The sequence below is a fragment of the Algoriphagus alkaliphilus genome (assembly GCF_900103735.1).
Lineage (GTDB): Bacteria > Bacteroidota > Bacteroidia > Cytophagales > Cyclobacteriaceae > Algoriphagus > Algoriphagus alkaliphilus.
Window position 1 is genome coordinate 13,616 of sequence record NZ_FMXE01000024.1, and the last position, 24,313, is coordinate 37,928.

The 24,313-nt window shown below is 44.8% G+C and carries 19 protein-coding genes; 14 read left to right on the top strand and 5 right to left on the bottom strand.

What is annotated here, in order from left to right; genetic code table 11:
* Nucleotides 1-438 precede the first annotated feature (438 nt).
* The 4 genes from BLQ81_RS15300 to BLQ81_RS15315 all read left to right on the top strand — a co-directional run bounded on the left by BLQ81_RS15300 (nucleotide 439) and on the right by BLQ81_RS15315 (nucleotide 5,339).
* On the top strand, nucleotides 439-1,866 hold the full coding sequence (locus BLQ81_RS15300) for a M20 family peptidase (protein ID WP_092731601.1): 1,428 nt from the start codon (nucleotides 439-441) through the stop codon (nucleotides 1,864-1,866).
* Between the two features lie 106 nt (nucleotides 1,867-1,972).
* Nucleotides 1,973-2,791: a tetratricopeptide repeat protein gene (locus tag BLQ81_RS15305; RefSeq protein ID WP_092731604.1), complete on the top strand. Its 819-nt coding sequence runs from the start codon at nucleotides 1,973-1,975 to the stop codon at nucleotides 2,789-2,791.
* Between the two features lie 178 nt (nucleotides 2,792-2,969).
* Nucleotides 2,970-4,163: an esterase gene (locus BLQ81_RS15310; RefSeq protein ID WP_092731607.1), complete on the top strand. Its 1,194-nt coding sequence runs from the start codon at nucleotides 2,970-2,972 to the stop codon at nucleotides 4,161-4,163.
* Nucleotides 4,164-4,181: 18 nt separating this feature from the next.
* A complete protein-coding gene (locus BLQ81_RS15315; RefSeq protein ID WP_092731610.1) occupies nucleotides 4,182-5,339 on the top strand; it encodes an esterase in 1,158 nt (385 codons plus the stop codon).
* Between the two features lie 239 nt (nucleotides 5,340-5,578).
* Here BLQ81_RS15315 and BLQ81_RS15325 read toward each other — a convergent pair whose 3' ends face one another.
* Both BLQ81_RS15325 and BLQ81_RS15330 read right to left on the bottom strand, forming a co-directional pair.
* On the bottom strand, nucleotides 5,579-6,238 hold the full coding sequence (locus BLQ81_RS15325) for a hypothetical protein (RefSeq protein ID WP_092731616.1): 660 nt from the start codon (nucleotides 6,236-6,238) through the stop codon (nucleotides 5,579-5,581).
* Between the two features lie 122 nt (nucleotides 6,239-6,360).
* Nucleotides 6,361-8,052, bottom strand: coding sequence for a GMC oxidoreductase (locus BLQ81_RS15330; protein ID WP_092731619.1), 1,692 nt, complete (start codon nucleotides 8,050-8,052; stop codon nucleotides 6,361-6,363).
* A gap of 111 nt (nucleotides 8,053-8,163) precedes the next feature.
* Here BLQ81_RS15330 and BLQ81_RS15335 point away from each other — a divergent pair, with 111 nt between their 5' ends.
* The 7 genes from BLQ81_RS15335 to BLQ81_RS15365 all read left to right on the top strand — a co-directional run bounded on the left by BLQ81_RS15335 (nucleotide 8,164) and on the right by BLQ81_RS15365 (nucleotide 13,299).
* Complete coding sequence (locus tag BLQ81_RS15335) at nucleotides 8,164-8,778, top strand: hypothetical protein (RefSeq protein WP_092731622.1); 615 nt, start codon at nucleotides 8,164-8,166, stop codon at nucleotides 8,776-8,778.
* Nucleotides 8,768-9,073 carry a winged helix-turn-helix domain-containing protein gene (locus tag BLQ81_RS15340; RefSeq protein ID WP_092731625.1) on the top strand — a complete coding sequence of 102 codons (306 nt, stop codon included), beginning with the start codon at nucleotides 8,768-8,770 and terminating at the stop codon, nucleotides 9,071-9,073. Before BLQ81_RS15335 ends, BLQ81_RS15340 begins: the two co-directional genes overlap by 11 nt.
* A gap of 152 nt (nucleotides 9,074-9,225) precedes the next feature.
* Nucleotides 9,226-10,470 (top strand): DUF4153 domain-containing protein, encoded by a 1,245-nt coding sequence (locus tag BLQ81_RS15345; protein ID WP_092731628.1) that lies wholly within the window; start codon nucleotides 9,226-9,228, stop codon nucleotides 10,468-10,470.
* A 149-nt stretch (nucleotides 10,471-10,619) separates the two neighbouring features.
* A complete protein-coding gene (locus tag BLQ81_RS15350) occupies nucleotides 10,620-11,399 on the top strand; it encodes a glycerophosphodiester phosphodiesterase (protein WP_092731631.1) in 780 nt (259 codons plus the stop codon).
* Nucleotides 11,400-11,498: 99 nt separating this feature from the next.
* A complete protein-coding gene (locus BLQ81_RS15355) occupies nucleotides 11,499-12,395 on the top strand; it encodes a sugar phosphate isomerase/epimerase family protein (RefSeq protein WP_092731634.1) in 897 nt (298 codons plus the stop codon).
* A 133-nt stretch (nucleotides 12,396-12,528) separates the two neighbouring features.
* Nucleotides 12,529-12,858: a sulfatase-like hydrolase/transferase gene (locus BLQ81_RS15360; protein WP_092731637.1), complete on the top strand. Its 330-nt coding sequence runs from the start codon at nucleotides 12,529-12,531 to the stop codon at nucleotides 12,856-12,858.
* A gap of 36 nt (nucleotides 12,859-12,894) precedes the next feature.
* On the top strand, nucleotides 12,895-13,299 hold the full coding sequence (locus BLQ81_RS15365) for a sulfatase family protein (RefSeq protein WP_175454243.1): 405 nt from the start codon (nucleotides 12,895-12,897) through the stop codon (nucleotides 13,297-13,299).
* A gap of 3 nt (nucleotides 13,300-13,302) precedes the next feature.
* Here BLQ81_RS15365 and BLQ81_RS15370 read toward each other — a convergent pair whose 3' ends face one another.
* From BLQ81_RS15370 to fahA, 3 genes are all read right to left on the bottom strand, one after another.
* Nucleotides 13,303-14,043, bottom strand: coding sequence for a Dph6-related ATP pyrophosphatase (locus BLQ81_RS15370; RefSeq protein ID WP_092731643.1), 741 nt, complete (start codon nucleotides 14,041-14,043; stop codon nucleotides 13,303-13,305).
* 206 nt (nucleotides 14,044-14,249) lie between these two features.
* Nucleotides 14,250-15,755 (bottom strand): hypothetical protein, encoded by a 1,506-nt coding sequence (locus tag BLQ81_RS15375; RefSeq protein ID WP_092731646.1) that lies wholly within the window; start codon nucleotides 15,753-15,755, stop codon nucleotides 14,250-14,252.
* Nucleotides 15,756-16,024: 269 nt separating this feature from the next.
* Nucleotides 16,025-17,293, bottom strand: a complete 1,269-nt coding sequence (fahA, locus tag BLQ81_RS15380; RefSeq protein WP_175454244.1) for a fumarylacetoacetase — start codon at nucleotides 17,291-17,293, stop codon at nucleotides 16,025-16,027.
* A gap of 414 nt (nucleotides 17,294-17,707) precedes the next feature.
* Here fahA and BLQ81_RS15385 point away from each other — a divergent pair, with 414 nt between their 5' ends.
* From BLQ81_RS15385 to BLQ81_RS15395, 3 genes are all read left to right on the top strand, one after another.
* Nucleotides 17,708-19,591 (top strand): CocE/NonD family hydrolase, encoded by a 1,884-nt coding sequence (locus BLQ81_RS15385; protein WP_092731649.1) that lies wholly within the window; start codon nucleotides 17,708-17,710, stop codon nucleotides 19,589-19,591.
* 291 nt (nucleotides 19,592-19,882) lie between these two features.
* Complete coding sequence (locus BLQ81_RS15390) at nucleotides 19,883-22,861, top strand: SusC/RagA family TonB-linked outer membrane protein (protein ID WP_092731652.1); 2,979 nt, start codon at nucleotides 19,883-19,885, stop codon at nucleotides 22,859-22,861.
* A 12-nt stretch (nucleotides 22,862-22,873) separates the two neighbouring features.
* Entirely contained in the window at nucleotides 22,874-24,253 is a 1,380-nt protein-coding gene (locus BLQ81_RS15395; protein WP_092731655.1) for a RagB/SusD family nutrient uptake outer membrane protein, read from the top strand.
* The last annotated feature ends 60 nt before the right edge of the window (nucleotides 24,254-24,313 follow it).

Here is a 24,313-nt window from a genome sequence, read left to right on the forward strand (position 1 = left end):
AGATTTTGCCTCTGTGTTCTTGAAAAATGCCTGTGGTAGAGCAAAGGATTGAGGTTCACACAAAGCTAAATTCAAAAAGAATCAATACATCCTTTTCTCTGTGGAAAATATACTTGGCGCTCTTGATGGTAAATTTTTCCCGCAGATGATCACAGATAAGGGCACAGATTCCCGCAGATATTTTTGCAAAAAAGCGAAGATTTTGCCTCTGTGTTCTTGAAAAATGTCTGTGGAGGAGCAAGGATTGAGGTTCACACTAAGCTAAATTCAAAAAGAATCGATACCTCCTTTTCTCAGTGGTAAATATACTTGGCGATACTTGGCGTACTCCGTGGTAAAAACACTTTATATTCTTCGCAGGTAAACTCTTCATATTTACATTTTTACCTAAATTGACCAAACCAACCAGTTAATGCGCTCTTTCACCACCGCCTTTTTATGAAGAAAATTATCCTTGGACTAGTTCTCGCACTGGTCATTCTAGCTGCTTTTCTGCTTTTCAATACGTTTCGGTTGAGTTCAAAGCAAGTCGCTGCCGAACCCATTGAAAAATTGGAAATTTCGGATGAGGTGTTTCAAAACCTATCCAGAGCCATTCAATTCGAGACCATTTCATACAATGAAGACGCAATTCCTGATTCGGCGGCATTTTTTGGCTTTCATCGATTCTTGGCAGAAACTTTTCCCCTCACTCATGCAAATCTTAGTCTGGAGAAAATCTCTGAATACAGCTTACTCTTCAAATGGGAAGGTTCGGATGCCTCGAAAAAACCAATCATCTTGCTATCGCATCAGGATGTAGTGCCCGTGGATGTACCGACTTTGGGAGATTGGGAAGCGGCTCCTTTTGAAGGAAAAATCACCGATACCCACATCATCGGACGGGGAACGATGGATGATAAAGGGACGATGATTGGCCTTTTGGAAGCAGTTGAGCGATTACTTACCGAGTCATTCGTTCCTTCTCGCTCCATTTACCTTGCTTTTGGTCATGACGAGGAAGTGGGTGGAGCAAATGGCGCAGTGAAAATCGCAGCCTATCTGAAAGAAAAGGGGGTGCAAGCAGCCATGACCATCGACGAAGGAGGATTTATTGCCGAAAATATGATCACGGGAGTGGACAAACCTGTGGCGATGATTAATCTGGCGGAAAAAGGCTTTGCCTCCTTCCGGCTCATCGTGGAAACAAACGGCGGGCACAGTTCTGCCCCTCCCCGTGAAAACACCATCGGGATTCTTGCGCAGGCGATAGTAGATCTGGAAAACAATCAATTGCCCTACAAAATGGTCAAGCCAATTGATTCCCAGCTGGAGTATTTGGGGCCAGAGCTTCCATTTTTCACCAGATTAGCTTTTGCCAATCCTTGGCTTTTCAAAAAACCTATTCTCGAATCGCTCAACGCTCATACCACAACCGCACCTACCATTATCGATGGAGGCGTAAAAAACAACGTTATTCCCACAGTGGCCGAGGCTACGATCAATTTCCGGATTCTCCCGGGAGAGAGCATCGAATCAGTAAAGGCGCACATTGTAAGTATGGTATCCGAAAAAGTCCGGGTAGAGCCTGTGGGCCATTTGACAGAGCCATCGCCAGTTTCCACCGTGGAATCTGAAGCCTTTCAGATTTTGGCCAAAACTATCCGAAACCAGAATCCTGAGGCTATCGTGGTTCCCGGATTATTGGGAGGAGGCACCGATTCCCGTAATTTTTATGATATCTCGGAAGAAGTGTATCGGTTTTATCCTATTCGAATCAATCCTGAATCGATGACTCGATTCCACGGCATCGATGAAAAAATCTCCAAGGAGAATTACAAGGAGATCATCGAGTTTAGCTATTACTTGATCAAGAACTTCAATTGATCTGAGGATCCCAACTGTTTTATGTTTTGACGAAAATGGGGCTTTGACTTTCTACAACCCTTAGAAAAAAACGGCTGACTCGATCCCTACCCTGAACCCTGACACCATGAAAGTCTCGCTCTGGCTACTGATTCCAATTGTGTTTTTCCGTTTTTCCCAGGGAAAAGAGCATTTCAACTATGGGACAAAATTACCCGAAGCACGTGCTCACTATCAGAAGGGATGGGAACAAATTTTAGATCGGGGAGAATGGACTTTAGCCGAAGCTTCCTTCCGAAAAGCGGTGGAACTGGATTCCAATTTTCTTTTGGGCTGGTCTCAGGTGGGCCGAATCAGTCAAAATCCCAAAGAACGAGCGTTGATTTTTAAGCAGCTTTCAGACAAAAAAAGTCGTCTAACCGGATGGGAAAAGAAGCTATTGGAGGTATATCTGGGAAGTCTGGAACTGATTGATGCAAGAGACCGAGGAATCCAAATAAGCCGAAAGCAAATCAGTGATTTTTACTCTTTGTCAGAAAATCACTTTTCGGGTTTTCTAAAAGTTTATCCGAATGAAATCTATGTCTATTCCGAATATGTGGAGGTGATTCATGGGATTTATGGTTCTAAGCCAGCATTGGACTCCCTCCAGAGTCAGGTTGTAAAAGGCAATAAGCTAAATCCCTTCTTGATTAGCTACACTGCTCAGATGCAGGCCGATCTGAAGGATTTTGAAAATGCTTTTCAGACTGCAAGTGAATCGGAAAGGAGGCTCAACAATCCCAAACTACCCATCATTTCATTCACGAATGCCTTTATTTATTTTGAAAAGGGACAGTTTGAATCAGCTGGAAAATTTTTAGATCAAACCCTGATCCTCGACAAAAATCATACGCTGGCGCAGCGGTTGAAAAAGCGGTTGGACCAAAAATCAAAGGATTTATAAGCTATATTTTTCCGGATTTCAAATGACCTCTGCCACGGAAGTCTTATTTAACATTTTGAAAATCAATTTCCTTTAGGAACCATTCAACTCCTGTGATTATACTTTTTACCACTATTCCGCTTGGATTTCCAATACCTTATTCTATTTTCACACTTTGAGACAATAGAAAAATTATCCCATGAGAAAACATCTTTTCCTAATTCTTTATGCTTTCCTGCTTGCACTTGGAGTTCAAGCTCAGGAAGCGCTATTCCGCGCACAAAACATCGTTTCCCCGGAAATCCATGACGACAATTCAGTCACCTTCCGACTGCATGCTCCCAATGCCACGGCAGTTCAGGTAACTGGCGATTTCCTTCCCTCGGTAAAAATGGAAACACCGATGGGCCAAATGGACGGGCCCGGAAAAGCTAACCTTACCAAAGGAGAAAATGGCGTTTGGGAATTCAAAACTCCGGTTTTAGGCTCGGAGCTTTACAATTATTCCTTTATCGTGGATGGGTTTTCCACTACCGATCCAAGTAACCCATTCCTTATTCGAGACGTGGCTTCGGTGACAAACATCTTCATTGTCGGTGGCGGTCATGCCGACCTTTTCAAAACCAACGACATCCCGCATGGCAGCGTGACCCGTCGCTGGTACGACTCTCCCGGATTGGGAATGGATCGTCGGATCACCATCTATACCCCGGCAGGATATGAAACCTCAACTGAAAAATACCCTGTGCTTTATCTCCTTCACGGAGCTGGTGGCGACGAGGAAGCATGGATAGCCCTTGGTCGGACCGCTCAAATCATGGATAATTTGATTGCGCAGAAAAAAGCCAAGCCCATGATCGTGGTCATGCCAAACGGAAATGTGATCCAAGACGGCGCACCCGGTGAGGGAAGCCAAAACTTCTACAAGCCGCAGTTCATGATTCCGAAGACAATGGACGGAACCTACGAGGGGGCTTTTGGCGATATCATCAAATTTGTAGAAAGCAACTATAGGGTTAAAGCTGACAAAGCCAACCGAGCCATTGCGGGCCTTTCCATGGGAGGTTACCACACCTTGCACATCTCGCGATTTTACCCCAACACGTTTGATTACATGGGTTTATTCTCCGCTGCAATCATGGCTCGGGAAGATGCTACCGGCAAGGTGTACAGCAACTTTGACCAAACGCTCAAAACCCAGATGGATAATGGGTACAAGTTGTACTGGATCGCGATCGGCAAAACCGACTTCCTCTACGATGCCAACAAAGAGTATCGGACCAAACTTGACGCGATGAAAATGCCTTACCAATATGTAGAAAGCGAAGGCGGGCACACCTGGAGAAACTGGCGTGTGTATTTGACGCAGTTTGCGCCACGATTATTTCAATAACCCCAAACCTATTTCACTATGAAGTTTCCTTATTCTCTAAAACCATTAATTTTCCTGCTCTTTTTGGGATTTTCACTAAAAACCCAAGCTCAGGAAATCAGTGCCATGCAAGCACCTCAGGTCGTGTCTCCTGAAGTGGCCTCAGACCTATCGGTTACCTTCCGGGTGTTTTCTCCTAAAGCCAATGAGGTCGCCCTCAATGGTAGCTGGATGGGTTTCCGTGAGACATTGCCCCTAACCAAAGCCGAAAATGGCGTTTGGTCGGTGACAGTCAAGCCGCTTCCCTCCTCCATGTATCACTACAATTTCTTCATCGATGGGGTGGCGGCTATTGATGTCACCAATCCACAAGCTTTGAGAGACGGAACCCGCTATGCCAGCTTGCTGATGATTCCGGGAGAAGGATCTTCTGTTTATCAGCTCAATGACACACCCCACGGCAATATCTCGCAAGTTTGGTATCCATCCCCTACGCTGGGTACCGACCGTAGAATGTACGTGTACACCCCTCCGGGATATGACAGCGGGAAAGATTCCTATCCGGTATTGTACCTACTCCATGGTGCAGGTGGAGATGAGGATGCCTGGTCCTCTTTGGGAAGGGCTAATTTGATACTTGACAATTTAATTGCTTCAGGAGAATCGGAACCTATGATCGTGGTCATGACCAACGGCAACGCTTGGCAGACGTCTACCCTTCGTCAAATCCCTGGACTTCCTACCCCAACTCGGGAAACTTTCGGGCAGTTTCAAGGTAAGTTTGAAAAAAGCTTAGTGGAGGATGTAGTGCCATATATCGAAAAAAACTTCAGGGTCAAAGCAGACAAAAATCACAGGGCTTTAGCTGGCCTATCCATGGGAGGCGGACATACAATCACTGCTTCCATCACTTATCCGGGCACTTTCGGCTACATCGGAGTCTTCAGCAGCGGGATCTTCGATGCCAATGCTGACATGGCAGAAATGGAAAAGAAATTCTTGGCTTTGAAAAATAGCGGAGTGAATACGTACTGGGTGGCTTGCGGCAAAGAAGACTTTGTGATGGATTCCAACAAAAGACTGCTGAGCGTCCTTGACAAAACCGGATTTAAGTACGAATACTTCGAAAACGAAGGCGGACACACCTGGGCCAACTGGAGAACTTACCTTTCCATGTTTGCTCCGATGTTATTCTAATTTGAACAATGGTCTCAAGTACGAAAAAGGGTTCAAATTCACCCATTTGGGAGAAATCGGTAAAAAAAAGAGGCTGTCTCATAAATCCGGAGGTCACATTGAGCAACTTACCAACTAGGGTTTGGAAGTTCGAAATGTGGTCTGATTCAACAGGAACCGCCTTCGACTCCAATCACACTGAGCGAAGTCGAAGTGTCAGGCTGACTTTGAAATCCTTTTTGAGACAGCCTTTTGGAAAATTAACCTAAAATCACTGCACCCGGGGGCAAATTTTGAATAATTCGAAACTGACCTTTGGTGACTTTGACTTCCTGACCTGCCTTGGTTTTGAAAGTACCTGCAAACTGACCTTCTACTGTTCCGATAAACTGATTGAAAGTACCTCCCATAAAACTATATCTTGTCAGCTTTCCTTCGAAAGTTATAATCTTCACTGTACAGGATGAACCCGGAATCCGTTCTTCTGCCAAATAGCCATAATCATGCGCTGAGTAAGCAAAATGCTTGACATTGTTCTTCTTTACAAAAGCCATCATGAAGAGGTTGTTGCCAAACGTACCATTCCCCAGACCCAAATCATGACCTGCTTCATAAGTCCCTTTGCCGAGCGGAATCCAATTAATCCCAGCAAAATTGAAATCATTTCCCTGACCCCAAAAATTTAAAGAGATCGACTTGTCCACATTTAAAGTATTTAGAATCTCAGCATAGTTCTTTAGCTCTACCCCATCGATTTCCATGGAGTAGCTACTTTCATCCCCAGTCAGAGTAAAATTAAAGTTGAGATCGTTGGTAGCCTGCTGAGGATCATCAGGATCTATATCACTACTTTCAGTGCAAGAAAGTAAAAGAACTGCCGACAAAAAGATTCCTATCCAAATAAACAATATTTTTTTCACAGGTATTTTTTATTTTGATCCAATTCAAAACAAAGGCATTAGGCAAAAAAAGGCCATACGGCAAATGCCCTATTCTGACAACTAGGGCTCACTGCCAAAAAGAAAATTCAATAAAATCAAGATTAAAGCCTGCCAGCCTTAAGCTCTCTTACCGCAAAATTTGATGCTCGGGCTGTCAATGCCATATAAAGCAAAGACGGACTTTGATTTCCGGTACTGGTCATACAAGCCCCATCGGTGACAAAGACATTTTTGCATCCATGAAGCTGGTTCCACCCATTGAGTATGGAGTTTTCCAGTAAGGTCCCCATTCTCGCTCCGCCCATCTCATGGATATCCAATCCCGGGGCCTGCTCACTGTCACTGGCCTCGATATTTTTCACTCCGGCTTTTTCCATCATCTCTTGAGCCTGGGTTAAAAAATCACGGAGCATGTTCTCGTCATTTTGGTCATATCCCACAGAAGTGATCAGCTGGGAAATTCCATAAGGATCGGTTTCGGTTTCACACAATCTTACATGGTTTTCGTATTTGGGAATAGTTTCCCCCTGCATGTACATATAGACATGCCAGTTTCCAGGTTCGGTTTGGGCTTCTTTAAATGCTGCTCCAAAGCTAGGATTGGACATTTCTTTGCCCCTTCCCCGCCATGCACCGGAAAAAATGGTATAGCCTCCCACAAAATCTAAGTTTGGATCTCTTTTTCCCAGGTTCCGGAAATTGGCAATGATAGGCTCGGTAGGATTTCTGCCGAAATAATACTTGTCTTGGAATTGATCCAACTCGCCGGAAACCCAACCCCGGTAATTGTGAAAAGCCACATAACGGCCCAGGAGACCATTGTCATTTCCCAGTCCGTTCGGGAATCGGTTGGATTTGGAATTGAGCAAAACCAAGACGCTGTTTAAGGCTGATGCATTGAGAAAAATGATATTTGCGTTGAATTGGTGTACTTCCTTTGTTTCGGCATCGATTACTTTCACCCCGGATGCTTTTCCAGTTACCTCATCATAAATCACCGAATGCACGACCGAATGGGGGCGGATGGTCAGATTTCCGGTCCGTTTTGCCCAAGGCAAGGTGGAGGAAACCGAACTGAAATACCCGCCAAACGGACAGCCCCGCATGCACATATTCCGAGCTTGACATTGTCCTCTCCCCTGTTGGATATGGACTTCCTGGGGATCAGTCAGGTGAGCCCATCGGGCATGAACCATGTGTCGGTCAGGGTAATTTTCCCTGATTTTCTTACTCATGAAATCCTCAGCACAATTGAAAAGAAACGGTTTTTGAAACTCTCCATCCGGCATAGCCTCGATCCCGTCGCGGGAACCGCAGACCCCTATAAACTTTTCGACATGGGAGTACCAAGGCGCCACGTCCTCGTATCCGATGGGCCAGTTCATGCCGTATCCCTGAAGTTCTGGCGCCTTAAATTCATGACTGCTCCATCGCTGCGTGGCACGACCCCAAGTCAGGGATTTACCGCCCACCTGATATCCACGAATCCAGTCAAAGGGCTTTTCCTGGATATAGGGATGGTCTTTGTCCTGAATGAAAAAATGCTTGGTCTCCTCTCCAAATCCGGCTGCTTTACTGATCAATGGATTTTCCCTGAGGTACTCCTGAGTAACCTGACCCCGATGCGGGACTTCCCAAGACTTAAGCAAGGCTGTTGGGTAATCTTTATTGTGGACGACAGATCTGCCACGTTCAAGAACCAGAGTTTTCAGCCCCTTTTCACAAAGTTCCTTGGCCGCCCAGCCACCGGAGATTCCGGAACCAACTACGATCGCATCAAAGGTTATTTCCATAAGTAGGGTTTATTCAATATTCGATATTCTAAATTTTTCTAAAATAATCCCCTAGTGCTTGGTAATAATCTGAAATCTTAATTTACTTTGCAATACAAAGTACTTTTAAATATGAGAAAACCGGAACAAGAATTAGCTGAGATCAAGTCCATGATGGAGCGGAGCACGCGCTTCCTTTCACTCAGTGGATTAGCAGGAGTGCTGGCGGGGATTTATGCATTTGTAGGAGCAGGGATCGCGTATTACTGGATTTACTTTCCCGCTTCAACCTATGGAAAAGAAACAGTCCAGATAAACAGAGCTGAGCTTCAAGTCAATTTGCTTGCTGTTGCCTTGGTTGTTTTGGTATTGGCGATAGGTACTGCTTACCTACTCAGCCAACAGAAAAGTCAGCGCAATTCCCAGCAATTCTGGTCTCCGGCCAGCAAAAGGTTTCTTTTGGCTTTATTTATTCCAGTGATTTCCGGCGGACTCTTTTCCTTTGCTCTGATTCACCAAAGCGCCTATGAGCTAATCGCTCCGGCAACTCTGATTTTCTATGGACTTGGCTTAATCAATGCCTCGCATTTCACCTTGGGGGAGATCAAAAATCTCGGAATTGGGCAATTGTTTCTGGGAATTCTGGCGGCATTTTTTCCGGATTTCGGGTTGATTTATTGGGCTATTGGATTTGGAATCCTGCATGTGATCTATGGCTCGATGATGTATTACAAACATGATAGGTAAGGTGGAGGGAACATACAACAAGGCGTTCGAGAACGTGATCCGACTGCGCATCATGTCCATCCTGATGGTAAATGAGCAGTACGATTTCAATTCCTTTAAAGAGATCTTAGAGGTCACCGATGGAAATCTGGCTTCACACCTAAGAAATCTGGAGAATGCCGAATACATCTTTGTTCAAAAAACCTTTGCAGGAAGAAAACCTCTTACCAACTATTCAGCTACGCCTGCTGGAAAAAGAGCCTTCCAATCGCATCTTGATTTCCTTGAAAATTTGATCAACCAAAACAAAGTCTAAAAAAAATTTAGAAGTTCACTTTGAAATTCAAAGTGCTTTCAAATAAAACAGTTTATACCACCCGAAATAATTTCAAACTCTAATTTGCCTCAATCAAGCAGTCCTAACTCAAAACCATTTAAAATATCTAACTTAAACCAACCCCTGAAACCATGAAAGAATCCATTCAATCTCTTTGGGATAATCCCAATCTCCTTGAGAAATATTATCGAAAAAATAAATCCGAATTCAGGCAGGAGTTTAGCCTTCTTTATCCACAAATGAAGGGTCAACCTGCTGCTGAGTTTTGGCATGAAAGACTAAACTTTGATTCCGATCGCATCAGTTGGGGAAGTCAAGCCGAATGGAAGTTCGTGGTGATTGCCGCACTCCTGGCCGGAATTTTAGCCAAATTTCCGGCATTCTTTTCAATAGACGAGGAGTTCTTTTATCCCCGGAATTTGGGATTTATCGCCTTTCCATTTGTCACCGCCTATTTTGCTTGGAAGAATCAACTATCGATAAATTCCCTCGTCCTCCCTGTTGGGGTTATGCTGGTTTCAGCTCTGTACATCAACCTACTTCCGGAAAATCAGGAAAGCGACACCTTCATCCTTGCTTGCATTCACCTGCCGCTTTTACTTTGGGGCTTGCTCGGCTTTGTTTTTTCGGCAGCCAAAATCCGGGACCTTTCCCGCCGGCTAGCCTATCTCAATTTTAACGGAGACGCGGTGATCATGGGAGCGCTTCTCCTTCTTGCCGGAGGTTTGATGTCCGGAATCACCATTGGGCTTTTTAGCCTGATCGGACTTCAGATCGAGAAGTTTTACTTCGAATACATCGTGGTTTTTGGCTTGGCTTCTGCCCCATTGGTAGCCACGCATCTGACCCAAACCAATCCCCAACTGGTCAACAAAGTCCCTCCCATCATCGCAAAAATCTTTAGCCCGCTGGTCCTGATCATGCTGGTGATCTATCTGGGAGCGATCGTCTATGCAGGCAAGGATCCTTACAACGACCGGGAGTTTTTAATGATCTTCAACATGCTATTGATCGGGGTGATGGCTTTGATTTTTTTCTCTGTGGCAGAGTCTTCCAAGGATGAAAAGTCAGGGCCCGGCATTTGGATTTTGGTTTTACTTTCTCTGATCACGATCGTGGTCAATGGTGTGGCACTTTCAGCGATTGCATTTCGGATTGCGGAATGGGGAATTACCCCCAATCGGATGGCCGTTTTGGGAGTCAATTTACTGATGCTGATCCATCTTCTTTTGGTTGCCAAAAAATTGATTCAAACTGCCCTAAAAAATGCACAACCTGATCAAGTAGGAATAACGCTGGTCAAATATCTTCCCATTTATTTGATCTGGACGGCGATCGTAGTGTTTCTTTTTCCGGTGATTTTCGGGTTTGAGTAATTTAATTGAACCACTGGTTAAAAAGGAGGGACAATCAAAAGTTCCAAGTGTCATTTGATGAAGTTTTTGTGAAATCCGACTCACGGGTAAAGGCAATTGCAGGAGTTTTGATACTTTAGGAAATCAATTTCACCTTCAACTTGTAGAAAATGATTCGAATTCAACTGACTTGCCTAGCCTTTTTACTGATCAGCTTTTCTTCCTGTTCTCAAGATATGTTTCACCAAAACAAAGTCATCGCCCACCGGGGTGCTTGGAAAGCCCAAGGTTTTCCCCAAAATTCCCTTGCCTCACTCAATGAAGCAATTAGACTGGGTTGTGAAGGTTCTGAATTTGACGTTTGGATGACAGCGGATGAAGTTTTGGTAGTAAACCACGATCCGGAATTTATGGGATTGGATATTGAGCATGTCAGCTACGAGCAACTATTGGCTCAAAAGCTCCCCAATGGTGAAAGCATTCCAACGCTGAAAGAATACCTAGCTGAAGGTATGAAGCAAACAGGAACGAAATTGATCCTTGAATTCAAGCCTTCCCGAATCAGCAAAGAACGAAGTGAGAGAGTGGGAGAAATGTCTGTAAAAACTGTCATGGAAATGGGAGCTGAAAAGTGGGTGGATTACATCACCTTCAGCTACGAAGGAGGAAAGAAAGCCATAGCAACCGATCCCAAAGCCAATGTAGCTTACCTCAATGGGGACAAATCCCCAGCCCAACTCAAAGAAGATGGTTTTTTTGGTTTTGACTACAACATCCGCGTGCTCAGAGCGAAACCGGAATGGATCAAAGAAGCGCAGGATCTGGGACTGACAGTCAATGCCTGGACCGTAAACAATCCCGAAGACATGCTGTGGCTGCTCGAGCAGAAGGCCGATTTCATCACTACCGATGAACCCGAGCTGCTATTTGAATTGATTCGAAAGAAGTAAACAAACCTTTCCTCACCTCATTTAGGGAAGAGAAAGAATAGCATGGCTCATTTAATACAGTTTTGGGTATCTTCGCTTTATTCAAACCTTACCCCAATTATGAGAAAACATTTCAACCTTTCACTTTCCTTCCTCTTGGCAATCATACTCGGGTTCTCCGCATGTAGTCCAAAAGTGGAGGAATCCACCGAAGTCATCGAAGAGTCACCTGCCAAATTTGGCGGCTTAGCGCTCTACACCGTTCGCGATGCCATGGGCAAAGATCCAAAAGGAACATTAAAAGCAGTAGCCGATGCAGGCTATGCCTATGTAGAAGCTGCTGGCTTTGCTGATGGAAAATTCTACGGTATGGAGCCGGTAGCATTCAAAAGCTTTTTGGACTCTCTGGGACTGGAACCAAAAAGTACACACATGGGTGGCGTGACTTTGGACAATGCGGATGAGCAGATTGCTGCAGCAAAAGCCGCGGGTTTCCAGTATTTTGTGATCCCTGTTCCACCTATGGGTATGTTTACTTTTGGCCCTGATGGAATGGGTTTGAAAGGCACTCCGGCTGAACTGGTTTCTATCCTAAAGACAATCGGTGAAAAATGCTCAGCAGCCGGATTGAAATTATTGTACCACAACCATGACTTTGAATTTATTGCAATGAAGGATGGGACAATTTTGACGGATTATATCCTTGAAAATACTGATCCTGCTCATGTCAATTACCAGATGGACTTGTTCTGGGTGACTAAGGCAGGAGTGGATCCACTGACCTACTTCGAAAAATATCCAGGACGCTTCAAGGCTTGGCATGTGAAAGACATGAATGATTCCAGTCAATTTGCTCCGGTAGGAACAGGAAACATTGACTTCAAGCGGATTTTGGCCGAAAGGTCTAAATCAGGGATGGAATTTTACTTAGTGGAACAGGACAACACCTTTGGACTGGATCCATTGGAAGCCATCAAAATCAGCCACGCAGGACTGAAAGAAATTGGATTTAAATAAGCCGACTTCAATTCTCCCTTTCAAAAGCCAGCCTTCGGGTTGGCTTTTTTTTAGTCCCAGCAGGACAGGACCTGATTCGTATATCCGCTCTTTTTCTTAAACTTGATTTCAATCCATCAAACTCCAATAGCCTATGCCTTTTTCCATATTTTTTGGTCTGTTGTGGCTGTTCATAGCTCCACTGGAAACAAAACTGCCGGATCAGCCCAATATCGTCTTGATTTTGGCGGATGATTTGGGTTGGTTCGATATCGACCGAATGGATCAAAAAATCGGGGACATCATCCAAAAGTTACGTGCATTGGGAAAGTTGGAAAATACCGTATTCATTTTTCTGTCTGACAACGGGACCTCCGCGGAAATGGTCAACATCCCCGGAGACGGAAAAATCGGGACTGTCGGGCAATGGACATCACTCGGACAGGATTGGGCTAATGTAGAAAACACACCGCTTCGTTTTTAAAAGAATTATTCCTTTGAAGGGGGAATCAAAACCTCCTTGATCATCTCCTGGCCCAAGGGTTTGAGAAATCAAACTCCGCTCAATCATTATCCTGCTCATTTGATCGACATTCTTCCGACAATTGCCGAGCTCGCAGGAGCGAATTATCCACTTGAACTGAATGGGAAATCCGTTCTGCCGGCAGAAGGCGAAAGTCTTCTACCCGCCATCCGGGGTGATAAATCGATTCGTGAAAAGCCACTCTTCTGGGAATGGGCGGTAGGAAGGGCTGTACGAAAAGGAAACTGGAAGCTCGTCAAACATGGAAAAGATGCAGATTGGGAACTTTATGACCTTGAAAAAGATCCTTCCGAAATCCAAAATGTCAGCCTTAAATTCCCTGAAAAAGCGCAAGAACTGAAGGCATTATTTGAGGAATGGAAGAAAAAAGTGAGATCCTGAAAATCAATGTGATTTGCTGCCAAGTGAATGGATAGCGGCAAACCAATAATGCTTTTTATCCACAGCACCGGTAGCCAGGGGGATGTCGTAGGATTTGCTTAAAATTCCCCCCGCCTCGAGTTCCAAAGCTTTTTCAAAAATCGGTCCTGCATAGCAAAAACTATGAAACTCTCCGTTTTCTCCGCAGGGATCAACACCTTCCGGCAAGGATTCCAAAAACTCTTTAGAAAAATCCATCCCTATTTTCTCTTTTGAAATCAAATCCGCAATGGCAGCACAGATCAACGTTTTGAATCCTGCCTTAATAAAATCATTTGCCAAAACCGTGGTGTCCATTTTCCAAAGAGGAAAAATGGCATGGAATCCCCTCCCGGCTAATTTTTCCTCCCGATACTTTCGAAGATCCTCCAAAAAAATATCTCCGAAAGCAATATGCCGGATTCCTTCGCTTTCCAGAACATCAAGGTATTTGTTCATGGCTTTTTCGTAGGCCTGATTATCTCCAATTGCCGGGTAGAAAATCTTATCCAGCGGCAACCCTAATGAATCAGCTTGCGCCATAATTAGATCCTCATGGATCCCATGCAAACCTACCCGCCTTGTCTCTTCCCCAAATGTAGTATGCAGCCTCCTGACTTCGAAAATGCTGTCATTTTGAATCTTCCAAAGAGCAAATGCACTGTCTTTGCCTCCGGACCAGGAGAAGGAAACTTTAATTTTGGAAGGGGTAGTTTGATTTTTCATAAAATGAAAGGTTAAGGATTATCCAGAATTAAACTTAGGTTATTGACTTTTCTAAAAGCAAGTCCCAAAACCTAAATTTTGGTACAAACTATCCCCTTTTCTGAGGATCAACTTTAAAAAATGTTGATTTTTTAATCCCCTTCCAAAAACAAAAAATACCACCCAAGTATCACCCAGGTGGTATTTTCCAAAAGAACCAGATCAACTCAACTCAATAATAAAGTTAGGTTTCGGTGGGTTGAGTTTTGCCCAATGTATCCGTAGCCATTGGTCGTTCGGGCAGAGGCAACGATAATAAAACTGTATGCACAGGACTGGGGAGGCCTCCAATTGCCTGATGCAGGAATTGTTTTTCCACTGAAGCCCATCCAATGCCCAAGGGCAGGAGTGTAATTTTCACTGTAAATCCCCACTGCCAGACCTGCACCATAGGTAGCATAGAAGTTTGCTGCCAGAAGATTTCCTTCCGGATCATTCGCAGTGATTTTGAATTTCAGTCCGTCAGGTGCTGCTCCTATTGTCTCTATCGCACAGGCAGACACCTCGTTGGCACCATGCTTAATGCTGTCTATATTGACCGCAGGCACGTGATTGTCTATAAATAAGCCGATGGTCTGATTATCCACTGCCACATCCAATGGTCCTACCCTTTTATAGAATATCACCTTGATCTGATACAATCCGGGCAATAGTGCCGAAGTTGGAAACTGGATCAGCAAATCATCGATTGAATAGTCGATACTTGGATTTGCCAACTCATAAAACCCAAGTGAGGAAGCCGCAAAGGATTCCAAGGCATAGGTGCTTCCCGTCCACCGGTAGTTGGACCAATTGGAAATCAACTTTTGAGCACTTCCTCCGGGAGGGGTAATCTCCACTTTATACTTTTTGATCCCGTCATTCCAAAGTTGCTGGGTTTTCATCCGGTTTCCTATCAAGTTTAAAGTGCCTCCAAAGGCTGCATTTTGAACAGCGATAAAATATCCGGGATCAGTAGTCGCCCTGCCTGTGGTGTCGATTTTTGTTGTCGGAATCAGCCCCACACTGCCGATCAAAGGCCCTAACAGTGAAGGGGAAATAACCGGTTTTCTTGAAAATACCAATTGCCTCAATTTGGTAAAATCCTTGTAAAAGTCTCCCGGAAAATCGGTGGTAAAGGCAGGATTGGATGACCTTACCCGAAATCCGAAATACGTAAAGGGGGTACTTAGCGGCCATGAAAGTGCCACATTGATTTCCTGAAGGTCAATTTTGAATTTCCAGATCCTGTGGGAAGCAGAGGAATTCTCGCTTGAACCAAACTCCTGCCTCACTTCACTAAGCGAAGGATCAGGCAATAAGGCCGTCCAAGTACCCGGCCCCAGGTAATATTGCCTCCCTAGCTTATTGGGTTGACCGGGATAGAGCCCATAGTTCACATCCTGGTTTGCGGTAATGGCCCGGTCCCGGTTTTTGTCAAAACTGAGCCAGAAATAGTCGTTGGTTCCGGTGTCATTTCCTAAGTCATCAACGACATCCAATGCGAGATATAAGAATTTCGCATCATTTTTTGCAAGGACGAATCCTCTGGAAAACTTAAGACTTCCTGCATCTTCCCAGCCACCTGCGCTCAGCGGGGTATTGATGTCTATTGGAGTCTGGGCCCATTCGCTTTTGAAAGGTGCAGCGAATAAAAGGGGCGTTGTAATGGAAAGGCTTCTGATTTTAGCCATAACATTTTGGATTAAGAAAAGTGAGAAACATAAAATACGCTCCACCCAAAAAAACGGAGCTTAGACTTGAAACTTCAATCCCGGTTAGAATTTAAAAGCTAAACTTTTCGGGAACCTAAGAACATTAGCACGAAACTAATTCGCAAATAATTGCCTGTCAACATGTTGCCTAAAAGTAAGGATTAAAAAAGATAAAAAGCTACTGAAATCAAAGAAAAATCCACTGACATTATTTATCAGTGGATTTTTATAATTTTTCAAAGAGAAACTTACTTCACCGGCAAAATCTGCCCGGTCACTTCACCAAATCCTACACGGATTCCATCTTTTTCCGCAAAGCCTTTCATAATCACCGTATCACCATCTTCGATAAACCTTCGCTCCTCCCCGTCTTCAAGTTTTACAGGTTGGGTTCCTTTCCAGCTTAGCTCAAGCATTGAACCGAAGGAATCGGCGGTAGGACCTGAAATTGTACCCGAGGCCATCATGTCCCCCACGTTGATATTGCATCCATTGGAGGTGTGATGTGCAAGTTGCTGCGCCACATTCCAATACATGTGTCTGAAATTTGAAGTGCAAATTCTAGAAGGCTTTTTACCTTCTGGCTGAATCAGGACCTCAAGATTGATATCGAAGCTGTGTTTTTTTTCACTTTTCAGGTATGGCAACACTTCTGGTTCTTGAACCGGACCGGCTAACTTAAATGGCTCCAGCGCCTCTATGGTCACTACCCATGCAGAGATCGAAGAACCAAAGCTTTTCCCCAGAAATGGGCCCAAAGGCACATATTCCCATGCCTGAATGTCCCGGGCCGACCAGTCATTGAACAGCACAAAACCAAAAATGTATTCCTCTGCCTCCTCTGTGGATATCGAATCTCCCAACTTGGTCTGCTTGCCTGTGATGAAAGCCAATTCAAGCTCAAAATCCAGCCTCTTACTCGGCCCAAATGCCGGAACATCCATATCCGGGTCTTTGAATTGACCTTTTGGACGATGGATTGGCGTACCTGAAACCACAATGGAGGAAGCCCGGCCATGATAACCTACAGGAAGGTGTCTCCAGTTTGGCAACAGGGCATTTTCAGGATCGCGGAACATTTTACCCACATTGGTGGCATGTTCGATACTGCTGTAAAAATCCGTGTAATCACCGATTTTCACCGGAAGGAGCATTTCTGCCTCTTTTCTGGTGACCATTACTTTTCCACGTGCTGAGTGATCACGGAGCTCACCATTGTCAGCCAGAAGCAAACTTTGCACCCGTTCACGGATTTTTTTTGTCTGAACTTTGCCCAATGCAATCAGCTCATTGAGCGAATCTTTGATGAAAATACCTTCCGGCAAAAACATATTTGCAAAAAAACCTTCCTGATCCAACACACTCAGGTCGACAATCTTATCTCCAATGGCGATCCCAATTCTGGAACTGAGCTTTTTATTCTTGAAAACACCAAAGGGTAGATTATAAATCGAGAAATCGGAATTTTTAGGTACTTCCACCCAAGTACTCAGGATGGGAATGGGGCTGTCGCTCATGTTCAAAAATTAGTAGGGGTGCAAATTTAACCCGATTGTGGGAAATGAAAAATCGAATTGCCAAATGGTTTTTAAAATCTCATTTTCCGAATTGCAGGTGGAACAGATGACCGGTGTCCGATGTCCGATGACCGATGCATGAGAAACAGAGGGCTGTAAGTGGTGATGAGTAAGCGGTAAGTCAGATTAACGCTTAAATCCGGAATCTTTGCGCCCTCTGCCGGAGCGACAGCGACTCAGTTAAATCCGGTGAGGAGGAATGAATCCCAGTCATTTTCCTTTTTGACACTTTGCTGTCTCTGCGGTCTCTACAGTTAAAAAAAGAAGCAAGTTGCGGCAGGCCAAAACCTTTCGTAAAAAACAAGCACCAAACTAAGTCAGACTTCTTATCTTGAAATTCTAAATCCAACCCAAATGAAGACATATTTTAAAATCTTACTCGCTGTATTTCTTTTGGCGACCTCTCCAAAAGCATTCTCGCAGGAAAAACCAATTCTGGTTCAGCTTGAAGAAGTTGCCATTGTCGACCAAAAAGTCATGATGCCCATGCGCGATGGGATAAGACTGGCCACAGACATCTATCGTCCGAAAGGCGATGGCAAGTACCCCATTGTCTTTTCCCGCACGCCCTACAACTTCAACACTTGGGGAGACGGTGAAATGAATACCCGCACCATGCAATCTGCTCTGGAATGGGTCAAAAAAGGCTACGCCTATGTCGTCCAAAACGAACGTGGCCGTTATTTTTCCGAAGGAGACTGGGATATCTTGGGGGTCCCCCTGACCGATGGCAACGACGCCTTTGACTGGATGGCCAAGCAATCCTGGAGTAATGGAAAAATAGGCCTTTTGGGCTGCTCCTCCACTGCCGAGTGGCAAATGGCGGTCGCTTCCCTGGATCATCCGGCTTTGGGAGCGTTGGTTCCTCAGGCTTATGGAGCTGGCGTGGGCAAAGTCGGGGACTTCTGGGAGCAGGGTAACTGGTATCGCGGTGGTGCCGGACAGATGCTTTTCACGAATTGGTTGTACAGTGTACAGCACGATCCAATGGCTCCTCGATTAGCCAAGGGGATTGAGCAGAAAGATTTGTTGAGATTGCAGCGCTTCTATGATATGTCTCCTGAATATCCTAGAATCGACTCTAAGGCTGCCTTGAGCCACCTGCCGATTCAGGACATTATTAGAAATCAAAAAGGCCCGATGGGGATCTACGAAGAAATGATCACCCGAAAGCCCAACGATCCCAAATGGTTCAATGGAGGATTGTATCACGACAAAATGCCCTTTGACAAGCCAAGCTTTTGGTTTGTCTCCTGGTTTGACGTATCTGCAGGGCCAAACATCGCCTTGTTCAACCATGCACGGCAAAATGCGGTCTCGCAGCATGCCAGAGACAATCAATACTTAGTCATCGCTCCTGTGATGCATTGCTCGTTCACCCGAGCTACTGAAAATACCATGATCGGAGATCTTAATGTCGGTGACGCAAGACTGAATTACGACGAGATCATTACGGCTTGGTTTGACCTTTGGCTGAAAGGTGAAAAATCTGATACCATGGAAAAAATGCCACGCGTCCAGTATTACACCATGGGAAGCAACAAGTGGCAAACATCCGAGGTATGGCCTCCGGCCAATGCGGTCATGACTGATATGTTCCTTGACTCAAAAGGAAATGCAAATACGCTGAACGGAGACGGTAAACTCACTGCCAAAAAGCCTAAAAAAGACAACCCCGATACCTTCAAATACGATCCGATGAATCCGGTGATGTCCTATGGAGGCAACGTATGCTGTACCGGCAATGCCGTTGTGGGCGGTTCATTTGATCAGAGCGAGATGGAACTGCGAGACGATATTTTGGTCTATACTTCGGATGTCCTGGAGGAGGGAATCGAGGTCTCGGGCTTCATAGATGCCTACTTGTACCTTTCATCCGATGCGAAAGACACCGATGTCACCATCAAGCTGATCGATGTCTATCCTGATGGAAAAGCTTACAATCTGGACGAAACCATCCAACGGGTACGCTATCGTGAAGGATATGATAAAGAAGTCTGGATGGAAAACGGAAAAGTTTATGAGGTCAAAATGACACCCATGAGCACCTCTAACTACTTCGCTAAGGGTCACAAAATCCGCATCGAAATCAGCAGCTCCAATTTCCCACGCTTCGATCGCAATATGAATACCGGCGGAAATACCTATGATGAAACCGAAGGTAAAGTCGCCACCAACTCGATTCATCATGGAGGAAAGAGCTTGAGTAGGATTGTACTGCCGATTATTAAGAAATAATTACTGGACACTCGGATCTAAAGACCGGCAGCGATGTCGGTCTTTTCTTAATCTCTTAAAATTATAAATTTAGATTTTTTGATTCCTACCGGGAATTGAATTTCAAATCACAAAGCTTCAACTACTTCATCTATTATTCTCCATATTCAATCAATCTCTCTTGAAATGGTTTAAAAACAATTAATCAGGCCTAAACTCCATTTATAATTTTTTAATCTACTTTTCGCAATGAAGCATGGCTCATTGAATTTTTTTTAAGAAATTAGTCCTAAACCAAATATTCTTTATCCTATGTTCAAACTTTACAAAACAATCCTCACACTGGCTTTCCTTTGGGGGTCTGTAGGTTGGGCTTTTGCCCAATACACAGTCTCCGGAACAGTGGTTGACGAACGGACTGGAGAAGCCTTGATTGGCTCCAGCATTTTGCTAAAAGGGACTACCACAGGTACGATCACTGACCTCGATGGTAGATTTTCGATCAACTTGCCGACTAATGATCCGGCTACTTTGATTTTCTCTTCCATTGGTTTCCTTACTCAAAGTGTGGACGTAGCTCCAGGAGTAAGTATTCTTAATATTAGACTAAGGCAGGACGCTACCAACTTGGAAGAAGTAGTGGTGACAGGTCTCGCAACTTCGGTCAAAAGAAGTAACCTCGCCAACGCCGTTACATCCGTTTCTGCAAGGGACTTGACGGGAACCACTACTATTCAAACTACCGACGGTGCGCTGTACGGAAAAGTACCGGGAGCAACTATTCGCTCCAATGGCGGTGCACCCGGGGGTGGTATTTCCATTCAACTGCGGGGAATTTCCAGCTTATCGGGAGCTTCCCAGCCCTTGATCATCGTAGATGGAGTCTACATCAGCAACGCTTCCCAACGATCAGGTCGGGCGACTGTCTCCGGTGCAGGTGGTAGCAACCAGGATGACAGCTCTAACCGTCTGGCAGACATCAACCCTGCTGACATCGAGACCATTGAAATCCTAAAAGGCCCTTCTGCTGCCGCAATTTATGGAACCCGTGCAAATGCCGGGGTTATCATCATCACCACAAAAAGAGGTCAGGAAGGAAAAACCACTGTTTCACTTTCACAGGATGTAGGCTTTGCCCAGCCACTCAGACTACTCGGAGTGGATAATTGGAATGAGGCTAAAATCAACTTCTTCTTCCCTGAATCCAGAAGACCAATTGAACTGGAAAGATTCAGAGCGGCTCAATCCAGTGGGACCTTCATTGATTATGAAGATTATTTCTACAACAATCAGGCAACTTTGCTAAACACGCGAATCAACGTGAGTGGAGGAACTGACAAGACCAAATTCTTCGTCTCAGGAAACATCACGGACGAAGATGGTACTGTGAAAAATACCGGCTTCAACCGCTACTCTATCCGTGCAAACATCGATCATAAGATCACAGACAGAATTAAGATCGGCGTATCTTCAAACTACATTCGATCAAATACTGACAGAGGCTTCACCGGAAATCAGAATAATTCAGGTGCTTCTATAGGGTATTCAATTGCCTACGTTCCAAATTATTATGATTTGAGAAAAAAGGATGATGGAACTTATCCAGTCAATCCCTATTTCTCAGAAAATCCCGTAGCTGTGACAGACCATGGAGTCAACAACACCTTGGTCAACCGGTTCATCCAAGCGTTCACATTGGACATCGATCTATTGAAGACTGAGAATAGCTTCCTAAAAGCTCAATTCTCGGGAGGTTTGGATTACTTGCAAAACACCTCTCTGGTCTATTTACCTGAATTTCTCCAGTTTCAAAGAGCACAGGCAAATCCCGGTGATGTATTCAAAGGAAAGCAGGAAAGCTTCAATACCAATTTTCAGGCTGCATTGGTTTACAACTGGAATCTAGGAAGCGTAAACCTGAATTCATCCGCTGGTTTGGTGAGATTGGATTTTGCTGACAACGCACTCTTCAACAGAGGCAGAGGCTTGGTACCGGGTCAGCGGAACTTGCAACAGGCAGCAATTCAGGAAATCAATCAGGAATTCAATAGCAGAATTCAAGATGCAGGCATATTCCTACAGCAGGAAGCAAACTGGGAAGACAAAATCATCGGTACTTTGGGTATTCGATGGGATAAGTCAACTTTGAATGGAGACCCACAACAATACTATGCGTTTCCACGGGCCTCAGTTGCCTTCAACATCGCAAACTTTGACTTTTGGAATGTAGGGTTTATGAATCAATTGAAGCCAAGAATTGCCTATGGAGAGACTGCCGGTCCGGTAAATTTTGGTGCAACATTTACTCCTCTCGGAGGGACAAATATTGGCGGCCTGTTGGGTTCTGTAGTGAGTACTCAAATCGGAAACACCCTGATCTTACCCGAGACAGCTAAAGAACTTGAATTTGGGGTAGATGCTGGTTTCTTCAACAATAGACTTTCATTAGAGGCTACCTACTACATCAAATCAACTCAAAACAACATTCAAAACCTTAACCTCGCTCCCTCCACCGGTGTGAATACCACTCCAAGTAATGAGGCTGAATTGGAAAACAGAGGAATTGAATTGTCACTCTCGGGAACTCCGATCGAAACGGCCAATTTCCGTTGGTTTAGCCGGGTGATGTTTTGGAAAAATGAACTGTTGATGACTAGACTAGGAATCCCAACTTACATAGCGGGTGCTTTTGGAACAGGACTGGGAACCTTCCTCTATGCTGAAGGCTACTCTCCAACCACGATCGTTGGAGCACCAGCGGTTCCAGGTAATCCCGGAGGATTTACTTTTTGGGGTAACGCACAGACAAAATTCAATATGTCATTTTTCAATAGTATCCGAATAATGAAGGGCCTTGAACTTTCCTTCTTGGTTGATTGGAAAAAAGGCGGGGACAACATCAACCTGACATCATTCCTTAATGATGGAGGGGGAACTACCAAAGGTTGGTTTGATGATGACAACGGAGATGGAATACCCAACGGGCGTCAGAGACCACCTGCACCTTTCAATAATGCAGGACGATGGGTACAAGATGCAAGTTTTGTGAAAATAAGGGAAATCGGACTTTACTATACCCTTCCCAAAACCACAATTTCAGAATGGTTTGGTTCCTCAGTATCAAATATTCGTATGGGAACTTCAGTAAACAATGCTTTCCTTTTCACAAAGTATGAGGGTTATGACCCTGAAACATCCACTTTTGGGGCGCAAGCCATTGCCAACAACGTAGATATTGCGCCATATCCAACACCAAGAAGGATGTTTTTCCACTTAACTGTTGACTTCTAAACCGGCTTAATCATGAAAAATCTAAGAAACTATTTCGCTTCAGCCTTGATTACCGCCGCAGTTTTAACCAGCTGTAATCCGCTGCAACTTGACGAGGTAAAAGATCCCAATAACCCATCCGAAGCCTCTGTATCAATCAATGCCACACCTCAGCAAATCCAGTTTTTGATCACTGGACTGGAATCCAGACACAGAGGCTATGTAACCAACATTTCTCAGGCATGGAATACCTTCGGGCGAGAGATCTGGTTCCTCAATGCCTCCGATCCACGATTCCAAACCGATTGGTTAGGACAAAATGGACGTGTACCGGATCGAGCCTATTTCGGGTTTGGCACCACAGGTGGGGGTTCATGGGCCCTGCCTTACCAAGCCATCAAGCAGGCGGACGTCTTGATTACTTCAGCTGCCAATACCTCTTTGATTCCTGAAACTTCAAAAAGCGCTGTTCGCGGTTTTGCAAAAACGATCAAGGGCTATCAGTTTATGATTCCGGCCAATTTCGTCTATGAAAACGGAATCCGAATTGACGTGGCAAATCCGCTTAATCCGGGACCTTTCGTTCCCTACGAACAGGCTTTGGACGCAATCAAAGGCATATTGGATGAAGGGGATGCAGACTTGGTAGCTGCAGGCTCCGGCAACTTTCCTTTTGCTTTGACAAGAGGATTTAACGGATTTAACACCTATACGGGATTAAGACAGGTAAACCGTGCCATCACAGCCCGGCTCAATGCTTATCGCAAAGATTGGCAAGGGGTTTTGACAGCATTGAGTGCCTCCTTTATGGACTTGAACGGAGACCTGAACAGAGGGCCTTCACACCCTTACGGAGCTTCACCGGATATTTTCAACCCTTTATTTTATTTGCCAAATGCGGCGATAAACACCATCATCGTGGTACATCCTTCGGTACTGAGAGATACCACGGCTGGTGATTTGCGGGTAAAATCCAAATTCTTCAGAAGAACTACCCCCGTAACTGTGACAACGGATGTAGGGGCTCTGGTAGGTACACATCAGGATGCCAGATGGGCTACTAATATCACTTCCATTCCATTTATCAGAAATGAGGAATTGATTTTGCTAAAAGCCGAAGCCCATGCCAACTTAAATCAAGTTGCGCAAGCGGTGGAAGCCATCAATATTATCCGAAATGCCGCTAAAATTGGCCCTTACACTGGGGCAACTACACAGGCTGCCCTGATCAATGAGATTCTCTATCAGAGAAGATATTCGCTATGGGCGGAGCCTTGGGGACATCGATGGATTGACACCAGAAGGTATGGCAGACAAAATGAGATCCCGACCAGCTTTGACGGCGGGACTATATTCAAACAATTCCCTCATCCACAAGCTGAATTGAACTGGGATCAATACAAAGGGAACTAATCCAGACTTATATTAAAACTAAAGACCGGCAACAATGTCGGTCTTTTTTCTTTCCACCCA

Excerpts from the sequence above, each read along its gene's own strand:
- BLQ81_RS15300 (WP_092731601.1), top strand. The coding sequence starts at position 439 with ATGAAGAAAATTATCCTTGGACTAGTTCTCGCACTGGTCATTCTAGCT.
- BLQ81_RS15305 (WP_092731604.1), top strand. The coding sequence starts at position 1,973 with ATGAAAGTCTCGCTCTGGCTACTGATTCCAATTGTGTTTTTCCGTTTT.
- BLQ81_RS15310 (WP_092731607.1), top strand. The coding sequence starts at position 2,970 with ATGAGAAAACATCTTTTCCTAATTCTTTATGCTTTCCTGCTTGCACTT.
- BLQ81_RS15315 (WP_092731610.1), top strand. The coding sequence starts at position 4,182 with ATGAAGTTTCCTTATTCTCTAAAACCATTAATTTTCCTGCTCTTTTTG.
- BLQ81_RS15330 (WP_092731619.1), bottom strand. The coding sequence starts at position 8,052 with ATGGAAATAACCTTTGATGCGATCGTAGTTGGTTCCGGAATCTCCGGT.
- BLQ81_RS15335 (WP_092731622.1), top strand. The coding sequence starts at position 8,164 with ATGAGAAAACCGGAACAAGAATTAGCTGAGATCAAGTCCATGATGGAG.
- BLQ81_RS15340 (WP_092731625.1), top strand. The coding sequence starts at position 8,768 with ATGATAGGTAAGGTGGAGGGAACATACAACAAGGCGTTCGAGAACGTG.
- BLQ81_RS15345 (WP_092731628.1), top strand. The coding sequence starts at position 9,226 with ATGAAAGAATCCATTCAATCTCTTTGGGATAATCCCAATCTCCTTGAG.
- BLQ81_RS15350 (WP_092731631.1), top strand. The coding sequence starts at position 10,620 with ATGATTCGAATTCAACTGACTTGCCTAGCCTTTTTACTGATCAGCTTT.
- BLQ81_RS15355 (WP_092731634.1), top strand. The coding sequence starts at position 11,499 with ATGAGAAAACATTTCAACCTTTCACTTTCCTTCCTCTTGGCAATCATA.
- BLQ81_RS15360 (WP_092731637.1), top strand. The coding sequence starts at position 12,529 with ATGCCTTTTTCCATATTTTTTGGTCTGTTGTGGCTGTTCATAGCTCCA.
- BLQ81_RS15370 (WP_092731643.1), bottom strand. The coding sequence starts at position 14,043 with ATGAAAAATCAAACTACCCCTTCCAAAATTAAAGTTTCCTTCTCCTGG.
- BLQ81_RS15375 (WP_092731646.1), bottom strand. The coding sequence starts at position 15,755 with ATGGCTAAAATCAGAAGCCTTTCCATTACAACGCCCCTTTTATTCGCT.
- fahA (WP_175454244.1), bottom strand. The coding sequence starts at position 17,293 with ATGAGCGACAGCCCCATTCCCATCCTGAGTACTTGGGTGGAAGTACCT.
- BLQ81_RS15385 (WP_092731649.1), top strand. The coding sequence starts at position 17,708 with ATGAAGACATATTTTAAAATCTTACTCGCTGTATTTCTTTTGGCGACC.
- BLQ81_RS15390 (WP_092731652.1), top strand. The coding sequence starts at position 19,883 with ATGTTCAAACTTTACAAAACAATCCTCACACTGGCTTTCCTTTGGGGG.
- BLQ81_RS15395 (WP_092731655.1), top strand. The coding sequence starts at position 22,874 with ATGAAAAATCTAAGAAACTATTTCGCTTCAGCCTTGATTACCGCCGCA.